Annotated in this window: 12 protein-coding genes and 2 pseudogenes; 7 read left to right on the forward strand and 7 right to left on the reverse strand. The window is 70.1% G+C overall.

Features of this window, described 5'->3' with window-relative positions:
• Positions 1–5: 5 nt before the first annotated feature.
• A pseudogene (locus ACZ4MF_RS24290) lies at positions 6–775 on the reverse strand (alpha-L-fucosidase).
• Between the two features lie 150 nt (positions 776–925).
• Between ACZ4MF_RS24290 and ACZ4MF_RS24295 the strand changes: the two are divergent.
• The gene (locus ACZ4MF_RS24295; protein ID WP_356023606.1) at positions 926–1,327 is read left to right on the forward strand and encodes an SseB family protein; all 402 of its coding nucleotides are present in this window, start codon (positions 926–928) and stop codon (positions 1,325–1,327) included.
• Between the two features lie 124 nt (positions 1,328–1,451).
• The gene (gene pqqB, locus ACZ4MF_RS24300) at positions 1,452–2,342 is read left to right on the forward strand and encodes a pyrroloquinoline quinone biosynthesis protein PqqB (RefSeq protein ID WP_467494024.1); all 891 of its coding nucleotides are present in this window, start codon (positions 1,452–1,454) and stop codon (positions 2,340–2,342) included.
• Here pqqB and ACZ4MF_RS24305 read toward each other — a convergent pair.
• The 6 genes from ACZ4MF_RS24305 to ACZ4MF_RS24330 all read right to left on the reverse strand — a co-directional run bounded on the left by ACZ4MF_RS24305 (position 2,339) and on the right by ACZ4MF_RS24330 (position 7,700).
• Positions 2,339–2,758 carry a MarR family winged helix-turn-helix transcriptional regulator gene (locus ACZ4MF_RS24305; RefSeq protein ID WP_467494025.1) on the reverse strand — a complete coding sequence of 140 codons (420 nt, stop codon included), beginning with the start codon at positions 2,756–2,758 and terminating at the stop codon, positions 2,339–2,341. The genes pqqB and ACZ4MF_RS24305 overlap by 4 nt on opposite strands.
• Positions 2,759–2,844: 86 nt before the next feature.
• Positions 2,845–3,195 carry a VOC family protein gene (locus ACZ4MF_RS24310; RefSeq protein ID WP_467494026.1) on the reverse strand — a complete coding sequence of 117 codons (351 nt, stop codon included), beginning with the start codon at positions 3,193–3,195 and terminating at the stop codon, positions 2,845–2,847.
• 323 nt (positions 3,196–3,518) lie between these two features.
• On the reverse strand, positions 3,519–4,550 hold the full coding sequence (locus ACZ4MF_RS24315) for a LacI family DNA-binding transcriptional regulator (RefSeq protein WP_467494027.1): 1,032 nt from the start codon (positions 4,548–4,550) through the stop codon (positions 3,519–3,521).
• Complete coding sequence (locus tag ACZ4MF_RS24320) at positions 4,547–5,452, reverse strand: carbohydrate ABC transporter permease (protein WP_467494028.1); 906 nt, start codon at positions 5,450–5,452, stop codon at positions 4,547–4,549. Before ACZ4MF_RS24320 ends, ACZ4MF_RS24315 begins: the two co-directional genes overlap by 4 nt.
• A complete protein-coding gene (locus ACZ4MF_RS24325; protein WP_467494029.1) occupies positions 5,449–6,387 on the reverse strand; it encodes a carbohydrate ABC transporter permease in 939 nt (312 codons plus the stop codon). The genes ACZ4MF_RS24320 and ACZ4MF_RS24325 overlap by 4 nt, the downstream gene beginning before the upstream one ends.
• The gene (locus ACZ4MF_RS24330) at positions 6,384–7,700 is read right to left on the reverse strand and encodes an ABC transporter substrate-binding protein (RefSeq protein WP_467494030.1); all 1,317 of its coding nucleotides are present in this window, start codon (positions 7,698–7,700) and stop codon (positions 6,384–6,386) included. The genes ACZ4MF_RS24325 and ACZ4MF_RS24330 overlap by 4 nt, the downstream gene beginning before the upstream one ends.
• 236 nt (positions 7,701–7,936) lie before the next feature.
• On the opposite strand from ACZ4MF_RS24330, the gene ACZ4MF_RS24335 reads away from it, so the two are divergent.
• The 5 genes and pseudogenes from ACZ4MF_RS24335 to ACZ4MF_RS24355 all read left to right on the forward strand — a co-directional run bounded on the left by ACZ4MF_RS24335 (position 7,937) and on the right by ACZ4MF_RS24355 (position 13,473).
• Positions 7,937–9,958: a beta-galactosidase gene (locus ACZ4MF_RS24335; RefSeq protein ID WP_467494031.1), complete on the forward strand. Its 2,022-nt coding sequence runs from the start codon at positions 7,937–7,939 to the stop codon at positions 9,956–9,958.
• 109 nt (positions 9,959–10,067) lie between these two features.
• Positions 10,068–11,630: a glycosyl hydrolase 53 family protein gene (locus ACZ4MF_RS24340; RefSeq protein WP_467494032.1), complete on the forward strand. Its 1,563-nt coding sequence runs from the start codon at positions 10,068–10,070 to the stop codon at positions 11,628–11,630.
• Positions 11,631–11,822: 192 nt separating this feature from the next.
• A complete protein-coding gene (locus tag ACZ4MF_RS24345; RefSeq protein ID WP_356023625.1) occupies positions 11,823–12,110 on the forward strand; it encodes an ArsR family transcriptional regulator in 288 nt (95 codons plus the stop codon).
• An 82-nt stretch (positions 12,111–12,192) separates the two neighbouring features.
• Positions 12,193–12,510 (forward strand): annotated as a pseudogene (locus tag ACZ4MF_RS24350) (CrcB family protein); the annotation flags it as partial.
• 126 nt (positions 12,511–12,636) lie between these two features.
• Positions 12,637–13,473, forward strand: coding sequence for an undecaprenyl-diphosphate phosphatase (locus ACZ4MF_RS24355; RefSeq protein WP_356023629.1), 837 nt, complete (start codon positions 12,637–12,639; stop codon positions 13,471–13,473).
• Positions 13,474–13,604 lie beyond the last annotated feature (131 nt).

Raw genomic sequence — 13,604 nt, forward strand, 5'->3', positions numbered from 1 at the left:
CGGCGTCAGGTCCGCCCGGTACGCCGGTACAGATCCGGCTCACCGTCGAGTTCCACGGCGAGCACGGTCGCGTACTCGTCCACATCCGTGGCAGCCGGCGCGTCGATCCAGGTCACGCCCGGTACCTCGTGCAGCCCGCCGGTGACCCGGTGGCCCGGACCGGCGCCCGTCCCCGGCACCCGCACCCGGCGCACCCGGTTGCGCAGCCCGCGCACGGACACCGTCTCGCGGGGCGTCGAAGCACTCCACCAGCTCCCCGACCTGCCCGTCCCGGTGGGCGAGGTACCGCGCCCAGGCCGCCGGATCCTCCGCACCGGGCCGGGCGCGCGCGAGGGGGTGCGGGGGATCCTCGTCCGGGGCGGGGTGCCGGGTGCTCGCGTAGTCGGGGTGGTTCCAGTCCGAATGGGAGTAGTACAGGCCCACTTTGAGGCCGCGCTCACGCAGCGCGTCCGCGTACCCGGCGATCAGGTCGCGCCCCGCCGGGGTGCGGCGGACCACGTCCAGCCCGCCGTACGCGCTGTCCCACAGGGCCACCCCGTCGTGATGACGCGCGGTGAGCACGGCGTACCGGGCCCCGGCGCGGGCGAACAGCTCCGCCCACGCGCGCGGGTCGTAACGGGACGCCGTGAAACCGTCCAGCTGCCCCACGTACTGCTCGGGGGAGTCCTGGCCGGTGCAGAAGGGCCAGGACTCCGGCACTCCGTCCACCGCGTAGACGCCCCAGTGGACGAAGATGCCCAGCTTGGGCCTCGCGGAACCAGGGCTGCACCGGCATGAGGACACGCTGGAGCGCGCGCCCGCGTGCTCACCAGACCTCCCCGCGATCCCCACGCATGCCCCCGGGCCCAGCGGGTACGCGACCGGGAGCACCCGGGCACGGACCCGCCCGGGAGGCCGCATCACCGCAGCTACCTGGGGATCTGCCATGGAGACATCCGCCGCACACGACCACCGGCCGACACCGGCCCAGCAGGCGCTGGACGCGCTGGCCGTGAACGCCGAGGACCAGGCCGCCCTGGACACCCTCGCGCACAGCGACGTGCTCGTCCCGGTGCCGGACGACGCGCCCGACGAGGAGGGAGCCGAAACCTCCTCGCTGGCTCTGCCCGTCCTGGAACAGCCCGGAGGCGAACCGGTCGTTCCCGTGTTCACCACGGAGGGCGAGCTGGGCCGGCTGCTGCCGTTCATCTCGCGCTACCGCCTCGTCCCGCTCGGCGCCCTCGCCGCGCAGTGGCCCGACGAGGACCTGGCCCTGGCCATAGACGGCAACTCGGCCCACGCCCTGACGCTCACGTCACAGGGGGTACGGACACTGCTGGCCCGCTGAAACACGCCCTCACCCCCTTGGGCGACCGAACGGCCGGAACTGCTCCCCGCGCCGGGGTGGCCCCTCTCCTCGCGAGGGGAAGATCCCAGCGGGAGAATGGCCGGTCGAACGCGGAGGGGTCATCGTGAGGGTCGTCCTGCTGGGCACCGCCGCCGGGGGCGGCTTCCCGCAGTGGAACTGCGCCTGCGCGCTGTGCGCGGCCGCCCGGGACGGCAGCCTGCCCTCCCGTACCCAGGAGTGCGCCGCCGTCAGCGGCAACGGCCGCGACTGGTGGCTGCTGAACGCCTCGCCCGATCTGCGCACCCAGCTCACCGCCACACCGGCACTGTGGCCCGGCCCCGGCCCCCGGGACACCCCGCTGCGCGGGGTCCTGCTCACCGACGCCGAGGCCGACCACGTCACCGGACTCGGCGAGCTGCGGGGAGCGGCGGGCCTGAAGGTCTACGCGGCTCCGCCGGTCCGCTCGGCGCTCGCCCCCGTCCGCGCCGCCCTGGAGCGCTACGCCCCTTGGGAGTGGGCGGACACGCTGGCCGACGGCGGATTCGTGCTGGCCGGCGGGCTGGTGGTCACGGCCCGTACGGTGGGCGCGAAGATCCCGAAGTACATACCGGTGCGGGCGCCGCGGCCGGCCGCCCCGTGGGTGACGGCGTACCGCGTCGAGGACCTGGCCAGCGGGGGAGTGCTGGTGTACGCGCCTTGCGTGGGCGCCTGGAGCGCGGAGCTGGACGAGCTGTGCGCCGAGGCCGACTGCGTGCTGGTCGACGGCACCTTTTACGCGGCCGACGAGATGGGCACGGCGGTACGGTCCGGCGCCGGGCAGGCGGCCATGGGACATCTGCCGGTCGCCGGCCCGGACGGCACTCTCGCCGCTCTCGCCCGGCATCCCGGGGCGCGCCGGGTCTACACCCATCTCAACAACACGAACCCGCTGCTCGACCCGGCGTCACCGGCACGCGCGCGTGTCGCCGACCACGGGGTCGAGGTGCTGGAGGACGGGGCCGAACTGCTGCTCTAGGGCTGTGGAGCCGCGGCCCTGACGTCCTGCTCGGCCAGCATGCGCTCCAGCACCGCCCGCTGGAGCGGCAGCACCGCCGTGTGCAGGGCGCGGCCCTTGGGGGTGAGAGCCACCCACACCCCACGCCGGTCCTCCGCGCACACCGAGCGCTCGACCAGCCCGTCCTTCTCCAGCCGGCCGATCAGCCGGGACAGCGCGCTCTGGCTGAGGTGCACCCGGCCGACCAGGTTCTGTACCCGGCACTGCTCACCCGGCGCGGGCGACTCGGTCGCCAGGATGTCGAGCACCTCGAAATCGCTGGCGCCCAGTCCGTGCGGGTGCAGCGCCCGGTCTATCTCGCACATCGTGTGCGCGTGCACCGCGAGGATGTCCCGCCACCGTTCCTCGAGCCGGGCGTCGGCCGTCTTGACTGCCATACCCGCACCGTAGCACCGATCCAGCCAATCGTTGAGTGTGCAACTAGTTCGGGATGCGGGCGGTGACCAGGGCTCGCGGGCGGGCCTCAGGCGGCCGGGTCCTGGAGGAGGCCGATCAGGTTGCCGTCGGGGTCCTTCACGGAGGCGATCAGCCGGCCGTTGCCCACGTCCCGCACGTCCTGGAGCACCTCGGCACCCGCCTCCACCAGCGTCGCGAGCCGCTCGCGCAGGTCGGTCACGTGCCAGAACGGCACCGGGCCGGTCAGGCCCTGCGCGTGCCCGTTCGGGTCGAGCCCGACATCCTGCCCGGCGGCCTTGAAACCGATGTAGTACGGCTCGTCGGCATACGGCTCGACGCCCAGCAGGGCCGTGAACAGCGCCTTGGCGGCCTTCGCGTCCTTGACGGGGTAGATGATCGTCTGCACGCCTGTGGTCATGGCACTCACTCCTTCGCGATGCGCGGCCCGGCGGGTCGTCCCGCCGGTGCACCTCACGCTAGGACCGGTCGGCCCGCCACGGCTTCTCCGATCCTGACCGGTTGCCGACACCGGCCCGCGATCTTCACCCGGGTGGCGCCCGTCACGCACCGGTCCGCCCTCATCCCGGCGCCGCAGCCGCCCGGAACCCCGAGCCGACGTGAATGCCGGTGACCCTGAGGGGCCGCGGCCTGTCCGACACGGAACCGGCCGCCGCGTGGGCGCGAGAGACCACGGCGCCGCCGCAGACGCCTGACGGCCTCTCCCCGCACTTCGGTGGGCGATCAGGCCGACTCCCGCCGCACCAGTTCCGTCGGCAGAATCACCGCCGCCGGATCCTCCCCGCCGATCTGCGCGAGCAGCACCCGCACCATCTCGCTGCTGATCCGGTCCCACGGCTGCCGGATCGTCGTCAGAGCCGGAGTGGCCGCTGTCGCCGCCGGGGAGTCGTCGAAGCCGCCGACAGCGATGTCATCCGGCACCTCCTTCCCGGCCCGGTGCAGCGCCGCCAGCACGCCCTGCGCCATCAGATCGGAGGCCACGAACACCGCGTCCATGTCCGGTGCCTGTGCCAGCAGCCGCTCCGCGCCCGCCTCACCGCTCGCCCGGCTGTAGTCGCCGGAGACGACGAGCCGTTCGTCGACCCCGATGCCGGCCTCGGTGAGCACCTCCTTGTACCCGGCGAGCCGCTCCACACCACCCGGTGTGTCCAGCGGACCGGTGACCACACCGATCCGGCGCCGCCCCAGCGACAGCAGATGCCGGACCATGTCCCGCGCGCCGTCCCGGTCGTCGGCGGCCACGTAACTCACCTTCGAGCCCAGACCGATGGGCTTTCCGCAGGCGACGAGCGGCACGCCCGCCTCCCGCAGTTCCTGGGCGACCGGATCACCGGAGTGGCTGGAGACCAGCAGTACCCCGTCGACGTGCCCGGCGGTGATGTACCGCGTGATGCGCCGCCGTTCGTCCTCGGTGCCCGCCAGCATCAGCAGGAGCGGCACGTCGTGCGCGGCCAGCGCCTGGGTGCAACCGCGCAGCAGGACATTGAAGTTGGGGTCCTCGAAGAACCGCTCCTGCGGCTCGGTCAGCAGAAAGCCGACCGAGTCGGAGCGCCCGGTGATCAGCGAACGGGCGTGCCGGTTCACGACGTACCCGGTCCTGCGGATGGCGGCGTTGACCGCCTCCTGCGCGGCGGGAGAGACGTAGTGCCCGCCGTTGAGCACGCGCGAGACGGTGCCGCGCGAGACGCCTGCCTCGCGCGCCACGTCGTGGATCGTCGGCGGTTTGCGCCGGCCCCCCGGATTGCTCATGGTCATGACTTTACGGCCCCGGACAGCAGGTCGAGGCTCCAGAACCGCTGAATGACCAGGAACAGGGCTATCAGCGGGAGGACCGCGAGGAACGCGCCCGTGATCACGAGGGTGTACAGCGCCGGAGTGTTGGAGCCCTGTTCCAGCAGCGTGTACAGGCCCAGCGTGAGCGGGAACTTCTCGTCGTCGCTGAGCATGATGAACGGCAGCAGGAAGTTGTTCCAGATCGCGACGAACTGGAACAGGAACACGGTGACCATGCCCGGGATCATCATCGGCAGCGCGATCCGGGTGAAGATCCGCCACTCGCTCGCCCCGTCCATCCGCCCGGCCTCCACCACATCGGCGGGGACGGCCGCGGCGGAGTAGATCCGGGCCAGATAGACCCCGTACGGGGAGAGGACCTGCGGCAGCAGCACGGACAGGTAGGAGTCCGTGAGGTTCGCCTTCGCCAGCAGCAGGTACTGCGGGATCGCGAGGATCACCGGCGGCATCAGCACGCCCGCGAGCAGGACGTTGAAGATCGTCTCGCGGCCCTTGAAGCGGTAGGTCGCGAGCGCGTAGCCGCTGAACGCCGAGACGGCCGTGGAGAGCAGGGCGCCGAGACCGGCGTACAGGGCGGAGTTGCCCATCCACTTCCAGTAGACGCCCCCGCGGTAGGCGCTCAGGTCCTCGATGTTCCGCGTGAATCCGGTGCCCGGCAGGAAGGTGAAGGTGGAGAACAACTCGTGCCCGGACTTGGTGGACGCGATCACCACCCACGCGACCGGCAGCAGCGTGTAGATCGCCCCGACCAGCAGCGTGATCGTCGGCACCAGTGCGATCCGGCGGCGCAGCGGCGGACCCTGGGCCGTGCCCGGGGTGGTGCCCGCGGCCGGGGCCGCCTTGCGCAGCGCAAGAGAACTCATCGCGCGTCTCCTTGACTGACGTCCCGCTTGCCGCGGCTGTTCGCGGCCCGCAGGAACCCGAACGACAGCAGCAGCGTGACCAGGGCGATCAGGGTCGCCTCGGCGGCCGCCGAGTAGATGTCGTTGCGGCCGAAGGCGTCCTGGTACACCTTCATCAGCGGACTCCACGTCGTGTTGACGGAGTTGGTGAGCGGCTTGAGGGTCGTCGGCTCGTTGAAGACCTGGAGCGTCGCGATGATCGAGAAGAAGAAGGTCAGCACCAGCGAGGGCGCCACCATCGGGATCTTGATCTTCAGGGCGATCTGCAGCGGGGTCGCGCCGTCCAGCCGTGCCGCCTCGTACACCTCGGCCGGAATGGACCTCAACGACGTGTAGATGACGATCATGTTGAAGCCGGTGCCGCCCCAGACCGCGATGTTCGACAGGGCGAGATAGAGCGGACCGCCGTCCAGCAGGTTCGGCTGCGGCAGATGCAGCTTCGCCAGCAGGTAATAGAAGGGGCTCACGTCCGGCAGGTACAGGAAGCCCCACAGCAGCGCCGCCACCACGCCGGGGATGGCGTACGGCAGGAAGATCGCGAGCCGGGTGAACGGTGTGAGACGTACCCGCTCGGAGTCCAGCATCAGCGCGAACAGCAGGGCGAGGCCCAGCATCACCGGGACGACGATGCAGCCGTAGCCGAGCACGCGCAGCGCGCCCTGGAGCAGCTCGCTGTCCTTGACGGCCTCGGTGTAGTTCGCGAAGCCGGCCCAGACCTCCTTGCGGGCGTTCGCGCCGAGTCCGAGCCCGGAGACGTGCACCTTGCGGAAGCTGAGGAAGACGGCGTAGCCGATGGGCAGCGCGAAGAAGAGGGCGAAGAGTGCGGTGGCGGGGAAGAGGAAGGCGTACGGGGCCCCCTTGGCCCCGTACGGCTTCCGGCGTGCGGGGCTCGTCACTGGGAAACCCCGAAGCCCTGCTTCTTCATGTCGGCGACCGTGGCGTCCTGCATCGTCTTCAGGGCGGCGGCGAAGTCCGACTTGTTCTTGGCGGCGGAGCCGAACGCGTCGTTGAACGACGTGTAGGCGACGTTCACGTTCGGGCCCCATGCCGAGGGCGCCGTGGTCTTCGCGATGTCGGCGGCCTTGGTGTAGAAGTCGGCCTGGTTCGAGAAGTAGTCCGGCGGGTTGGAGAAGGCGCCGCTGAGCTGTGCGGACGTGGAGGCCGGGTAGATGCCGCCGTCCTTGGCCAGCGCGTTGAGGGCGTCGTGGTCGGTGTTCAGCCAGGCGGCGAACTTCGCTGCCGCCTCCTTGTGCGCGGAGTCGGTGGTCACGGCCGTGGAGGAACCGCCCCAGCTGCCGGTCACGTCCTCGGTCGCCGACCACTGCGGCAGCGGCGCCATCGCCCACTTGCCCTTCGTGTCGGGCGCGGCCGTGGTCAGCGTGCCCGGCGCCCACACGGCGCTCACCCAGGCGAGCTGCTTGCCGGTGTCGAGCGCCTTGTTCCAGGCCGGGGTGTACATCGGCTGGTTGTCGATGACGCCTTCCTTGACCAGCCCGCCCCAGAACGTGGCGACCTTCTGGGTGGCCGTGTCGTCGATGGCGACCTTCCACGTGCCGCCGGAGGCGGTCCACCACTTGGCGCCGGCCTGCTGGGCGAGACCGGCGAAGAGGCCGGAGTCGTTGGCGGAGAAGGTGGTCAGGTCCTTGTCCGGTGCCTTCTTCTTCAACTGGCGGGCGGTCTGAGCGAACTGCTCCCAGGTGGTGGGGACCGTCAGGCCGTACTTCTTGAACAGGTCCGCGCGGTAGTAGAACATCATCGGCCCTATGTCCTGCGGGACGGCGTAGACGGCGTTCGTGCCGAGCGTGGTCTGCTGCCAGACGCCGTCGGCGAACTTGCCCTTGATGCCACCGACCTGCTGGGAGATGTCGGCCAGCGCGTCATTGCTGACCAGTGTCGGCAGCGCCTGGTACTCGGCCTGCACCAGGTCCGGGGCCTTCTTCGCCTTGTGCGCGGTGAGGATCTTGGTGACCAGCGTGTCGCCGGACGCCTGCTTCTTCACCGTGACCGTGATCTGGTCCTTCTTCCCCGGCCCCTTGTTCCACAGGTCGACGACCTTGTCCATGCCGGGCGTCCAGGTCCAGTACGTCAGCGAGACCGGACCGGACTCGGACTTGCTGTCGTCCCCGGAGCCGCAGGCGGCGAGGGTGGTCGCGCCGAGCGCGACGGCGAGGGCGGTTGTCACGAGGCGACGACGCTTCGTGTGCGGCATGGTTTCTCCCCTGACCTGGGTCCCCGCCTCCTGCGGGGACCTGCCATGCAGATGTGCACGTTCACATGAACTGGGCCCCCACCTGTCGCGAGTCCCTGCCATGCTTCTGTGAGCGTTCACAGTAGAGAAACATCCTGGACACTTGTCAATGGTTGTTGCTGTGCGGTTATGTTGGCCTCGCACCGCCACCGTTGTGTGTGCACGTTCCCAAATGATCGATTCAACGGGAGACACCCATGCCGGACACCAGCCCCAGGGGCCTCACCAGGCTCGCCTTCGGTGGCGACTACAACCCCGAGCAGTGGCCGGAAAGCGTCTGGCAGGAGGACGTCCGGCTGATGCGGGAGGCCGGCGTCACGATGGTGAGCGTCGGGATCTTCTCCTGGGCCCTGTTGGAACCGGCCCCGGGGGAGTACGACTTCGGCTGGCTCGACCGGGTGATCGGCCTGCTCCACGAGAACGGCATCCGGGTCGACCTCGGCACGCCGACCGTCGCCCCGCCCGCCTGGTTCTACCGCGCGCACCCCGAGGCCCTGCCGGTGACCGCCGACGGCACGCGATACGAGTTCGGCTCCCGCGGCGCGATCTGCCACAGCAACGCCGACTACCGGGCCGCCGCCAGGGCGATCACCGTGAAACTCGCCGAACGCTACGGCGACCACCCCGCACTCGCCCTGTGGCACGTCCACAACGAGTACGGCGTCCCCGTCTCCGCCTGCTACTGCGACTCCTGCGCCGCACACTTCCGCCGCTGGCTCGCCCGGACCCACGGCACCGTCGAAGCCGTCAACGAGGCCTGGGGGACGGCCTTCTGGGGCCAGCACTACACGGGCTTCGAGCAGATCAACCCGCCCCGGGCCACCCCGACCGTCGGCAACCCGGGCCAGGCCCTGGACTACAAGCGGTTCGCCGACGCGACCATCCGCGAGAACTTCACCGCCGAACGCGACATCCTGCACCGCCTGTCACCAGGTGTCCCGGTCACCACGAACTTCATGACCGCGCTCAGCCAGTGCGACTCGATCGACTACTGGGCCTGGGGCCGCGAGGTCGACCTCGTCACCAACGACCACTACCTGATCACCGACGGGCGCCGCACCCACGTCAACCTCGCGATGGCCGCCGACCTCACCCGGTCCGTGGCCGGCGGCGCCCCCTGGCTGCTCCTCGAACACTCCACCTCGGGCGTCAACTGGCAGCCCCGCAACCCCGCGAAGGCCCCCGGCCAGATGGCCCGCAACTCGCTCGCCCACGTGGCCCGCGGCTCCGAGGGCGCGATGTTCTTCCAGTGGCGCCAGTCCCGGCGCGGCGCCGAGAAGTTCCACTCGTCGATGCTGCCGCACGGCGGCACCGACACCCGGGTGTGGCGCGAGGTGGTCGAACTCGGCGCGTCCGTCGACTCGTTGAGCACGATCCGCGGCACCCACACCGAGGCCGACGTCGCCATGCTGTGGGACTGGCAGTCGTGGTGGGCGCAGAACCTCTCCTGGCGCCCCAGCGAGGACCACGACCCGCGCGAACGCGCCGAGTCCTTCTACGAGGCCCTCTACGACCGCCACCTCACGGTCGACTTCGCCCACCCGGAAGCCGACTTGTCGGCCTATCCCCTTGTCGTCGTACCGGCCCTCTACCTGATGACGGAGGCGGCCGGGAACAACGTCCGGGAGTACGTCGAGAACGGCGGCACGCTCGTGGTGTCGTACTTCTCCGGCATCGTCGACGAGTACGACGCCGTGCACAAGGGCGCCTACCCGGGCGCGCTGCGCGACGTCCTCGGCCTGACGGTGGAGGAGTTCTCGCCGCTGCTCAAGGACGAGCGGGTGCGGCTGGCCGGACCCGACGGCTCCGAGCTGACCGGGGACGTGTGGACGGAGTTCGTCGTGCCGCGCGGCGCCGAGACCGTGTGGACCTACGCCGACGGGCTCACCGCCGGCCGTCCCGCCGTCACCCGGCACCGGCTCGGCGACGGCACCGCCTGGTACGTCTCCACCCGCCTCGACGCCCATGGCCTGGACGCGCTGATCGGCTGGGCCGCCGACGACGCCCGGCTCGCGCCGCGCGCAGACCTGCCCCGGGACGTCGAAGTGGTGCGCCGCAGCGGCGCGCCGGGCACGTACCTCTTCGCGATCAACCACACCGCCGGCGACACCAAGGTGCCGCTGGAGTCACCCGGCACCGAGCTGCTGACGGGCGAACGCGCCGTGGGCCGCCTCCCGGTCCCGGCAGGGGCCGTACGGGTCGTACGACTCGACGGCTGAGCAGGCTCCCCTCCGCCCGCGTGTGCCACGAGAGCCGCGGGCGGAGGGGTTCTCCTCCAGCCCCGCTGGAGGACACCCCTCCCCAGTCACGTCGAAGGGACGACGGACGATGAAGTTCCATCCCGGACGCACCACCAGGGCCCTGCTGCTGCCGCTCACGGCCGGGCTCGCCCTCACCTTCCTGCCCGCGCAGGTCGCCCACGCCGCGAGCACGCTGACCAACGGCGGCTTCGAGGCCGACGGCACCGGCACGGCCGCACCCACCGGCTGGTCCGAGTACGGCGACACCGGTGCCTCGTACACCGAGTCCGGCGGCCACAGCGGCAGTTACCGCCTCACCCAGTACGCGGCGTCCGCCTACAAGGTGGAGACGTACCAGTACTTGTCGGGCCTGACCAACGGCGACTACACGTTGACCGCCTGGGTCCGCTCCAGTGGCGGGCAGAACGCCGCGTACATAGCGCTCAAGAATTGCGGGAGTGCCGAACAGCGCACCGATCTGCCCATCTCGTCCAGTGGGTGGATCCGTATCGTCACGCCGATCAAGGTGACGAACAGTCAGTGCACCATCAGCATCAACAGTGACGCGAATGCCGGCAACTGGATCAATGTTGACGATCTGACCTTCGCATCCGGCACCACCGGCACGTCCATCCACGGCGCCGACATCTCCTCTCTCGCCAAGAGCGAGGCCAAGGCCGGTGTCTACAAGACGAGTTCGGGCGCCACGGGCGACGCCCTGGCCATCCTGAAGTCGTACGGCATGAACTACGCCCGCCTGAAGGTCTGGGTGAACCCGGCGGACGGCTTCAACGACAAGGCACACGTCCTCGCGATGGCCAAGCGCATCAAGGCGCAGGGCATGAAGCTCCTTGTCGACTTCCACTACTCGGACACCTGGGCGGACCCCGGAGCCCAGACCAAGCCGGCCGCGTGGACGGGCCATACATACAGTCAACTCAAGACGGACGTGTACAACCACACGTACGACGTCTTGAACGCGTTGAAGGCTCAAGGCACCACCGCCGACATGGTCCAGATCGGCAATGAGATCAATGGCGGCATCCTGTGGTCCGAGGGCTCCACGTCTAACTGGGGCCAGCTGGCCGGTCTGCTCAACTCGGGCTACGACGCGGCCAAGGCGGTCGACTCGTCCACAGTCGTCGCGCTGCATCTGGCCAAGGGCGGTGACAAGTCCGGCACGGAGTGGTGGTTCGACAACGCGGTCGCGAACGGCGTGAAGTTCGACGCGATCGGCCTGTCGTACTACGGCTACTGGCACGGCCCGCTCTCCGACTTCCAGACCACCCTGGACGACGCGGCCTCCCGCTACGGCAAGCCCGTCTTCGTCGCCGAGACCGCCTACCCCTTCACACTGGCCAACAACGACGCGCTGGAGAACCAGATCGACACCACCGCCAAACTGGTCTCCGGCTACCCGGCGACCGTGGCCGGCCAGACCAAGTGGATGAACGACGTGGCGAGCATCGTGGAAGCCGTCCCGAACGGCCGGGGCCTCGGCGTCTTCTACTGGGAGGCCACCTGGACCGCCGTCACCGGCAACGGCTGGGACCCGACCGACGCCACCTCCGGCAACGGCTGGGAGAACCAGGCCCTGTTCGGCTACGACGACAAGGCGCTCTCCTCCATGACGTGGTTCAGTCACCGCTGAACCACCCCAGCAGGGGGCCCGGCCGTAAGGGGTGGCCGGGCCCCCGTCGTCGTACACGGCCCGGGCCCGTTACTCCTCGGCCGCATGCCCGTCCCGTACCGGACAACGGCCGTCGAGTGCCGCACACGACGGCGTCGCCCGGGCCACAGTGGGAACACTGCGTACGAGGAGGCGGCGACGGAGGGCGGACGGATGACGGGAGCACCCTCGGGCCGGATACGGCGCACCATCCTGGAGTGGCTCAAGGACCCGGCGGCCCACTTCCCGGCCCGCGGGCGCGGCGACCTCGCCGAGACCGGTGTCACCGCGCGGGCCGTCGCCGTCAAGCTGGGCGTCCCGCCCCGCACGGCCCGCGCCCACCTCGACTTCCTCACCCGCCTCGGCCTGCTGCGCACCCGCCGCGTGCGCTGCCGCGTCTGCTACCGGCGCGACGAGATCCGCATCGCCGAGGTCGCCCGCGTCTTCGAGAAGGGCTGGTGAGGCCCGACCCCGGGAACGGATCCGTGTTCCGGCCCCGCCCGACCGGGGTGACAGGTAAGAGTTCATTGTGAACTTGCCCATGATGATCGCGGAGGTCGTGGTCGGTGCGCTTCCGGGCCACCTCGCGGACCGCGCCGTACGGGCCCGCCACGACTCGGTCGACCCCTGGGGTGCGTTCGCCGTGAACATCTCCGGGAGCCTGGACCCCGGGACGTTCGCAGGTGTCGTGTCCATCAGGGCCACAGGCTCTCACCTGCAATGTCTCCTGGATGCCGGGCTGTGCGGGGCGCCGGCGCCGTACTCCGCCTTCTCCTGCGAGACCCTGCGGCCGACCGAGGTCGGCCCGGGGCTCTGCGCTGCTGTCGGCGTCGTCGCGAGCATGGCGGCCGGGCTCGCTGCGGGCGCTCGCGGGGTTCGCCCTCGCCGGTGCGTTGTTTGCCTGGCTCTTGCCCTACGGTCGGGCATAGTAAGACTGTCTACAGCACTGTCGACCAGCCGTTCCTCCTCTTCCCCAGAACTGGATCCCATGAGCGCCATCTCCGTCGGTCAGGCCGTCGTCCTCGGAGTCGTCGAGGGGGTGACCGAGTTCCTCCCGGTGTCCTCCACCGGTCACCTGAAGATCACCGAGGGGCTCATGAACATCCCCGTCGACGACAAGTCCGTGGTCGGCTTCTCCGCCGTCATCCAGGTCGGCGCCATCGCCGCCGTGCTCGTGTACTTCTTCAAGGACATCAAGCGCATCGTCTCCGCCTGGTTCCGCGGTCTGACCAACCGCGAGGAGCGCTACCACCACGACTACAAGTTCGCCTGGTGGGTGATCGCCGCCACCATCCCGATCGTCATCGTGGGTCTGGCCGCCAAGCCGCTGATCGACGGCGCCCTCGGCTCGCTGTGGGTGGTGGCCGGCTCGCTGATCGTGGGCTCCGGTGTGATGTGGGCAGCCGACCAGATGGGACGGCACAAGCGCGGCGAGGACGACACCTCGTTCAAGGACGCCATGTGGGTCGGCTGCTCCCAGATCCTCGCCCTGCTCTTCCCCGGCTTCTCCCGCTCCGGCGCCACCATGTCCACCGCGCTCATCCTGGACCTCGACCGCGTGGCCGCCACCCGGCTGTCGTTCTTCCTCGGCATCCCGGCCCTGACCGGCGCAGGCATCTACGAGCTGAAGGACGCCCTCGGCGCCGGTGTGGGCGCGGCCCCGCTGGCCGTCGGCACCCTCGTGTCCTTCGTCGTCGCCTACGCCTCCATCGCGTGGCTGCTGAAGTTCGTCGCCAAGCACTCCTTCAACGCGTTCGTGATCTACCGGATCGTGATCGGCGTGGGCCTGCTCGGCCTGCTCGCCACGGGCGTGCTCAGCGCCTGACCGAAGACCGTTGATCACCCACGGGGTGGGGGGGGGGGGTGTGTGTGGAGTGCTCACCCGCCGCGGTTTAGTAAAAGAAGTAGTTTTTTTGTTTGAGGGGGCCGCCCCCAGAAGAGACCAAACTACGGGTC

It is taken from the genome of Streptomyces sp. NPDC025793 (assembly GCF_055558375.1).

Bases quoted from the DNA above. Each gene is read 5' to 3' on its own strand.
- ACZ4MF_RS24295 (WP_356023606.1), top strand. From the start codon at position 926: ATGGAGACATCCGCCGCACACGACCACCGGCCGACACCGGCCCAGCAG.
- ACZ4MF_RS24305 (WP_467494025.1), bottom strand. From the start codon at position 2,758: ATGGCAGTCAAGACGGCCGACGCCCGGCTCGAGGAACGGTGGCGGGAC.
- ACZ4MF_RS24310 (WP_467494026.1), bottom strand. From the start codon at position 3,195: ATGACCACAGGCGTGCAGACGATCATCTACCCCGTCAAGGACGCGAAG.
- ACZ4MF_RS24315 (WP_467494027.1), bottom strand. From the start codon at position 4,550: ATGACCATGAGCAATCCGGGGGGCCGGCGCAAACCGCCGACGATCCAC.
- ACZ4MF_RS24320 (WP_467494028.1), bottom strand. From the start codon at position 5,452: ATGAGTTCTCTTGCGCTGCGCAAGGCGGCCCCGGCCGCGGGCACCACC.
- ACZ4MF_RS24330 (WP_467494030.1), bottom strand. From the start codon at position 7,700: ATGCCGCACACGAAGCGTCGTCGCCTCGTGACAACCGCCCTCGCCGTC.
- ACZ4MF_RS24335 (WP_467494031.1), top strand. From the start codon at position 7,937: ATGCCGGACACCAGCCCCAGGGGCCTCACCAGGCTCGCCTTCGGTGGC.
- ACZ4MF_RS24340 (WP_467494032.1), top strand. From the start codon at position 10,068: ATGAAGTTCCATCCCGGACGCACCACCAGGGCCCTGCTGCTGCCGCTC.
- ACZ4MF_RS24345 (WP_356023625.1), top strand. From the start codon at position 11,823: ATGACGGGAGCACCCTCGGGCCGGATACGGCGCACCATCCTGGAGTGG.
- ACZ4MF_RS24355 (WP_356023629.1), top strand. From the start codon at position 12,637: ATGAGCGCCATCTCCGTCGGTCAGGCCGTCGTCCTCGGAGTCGTCGAG.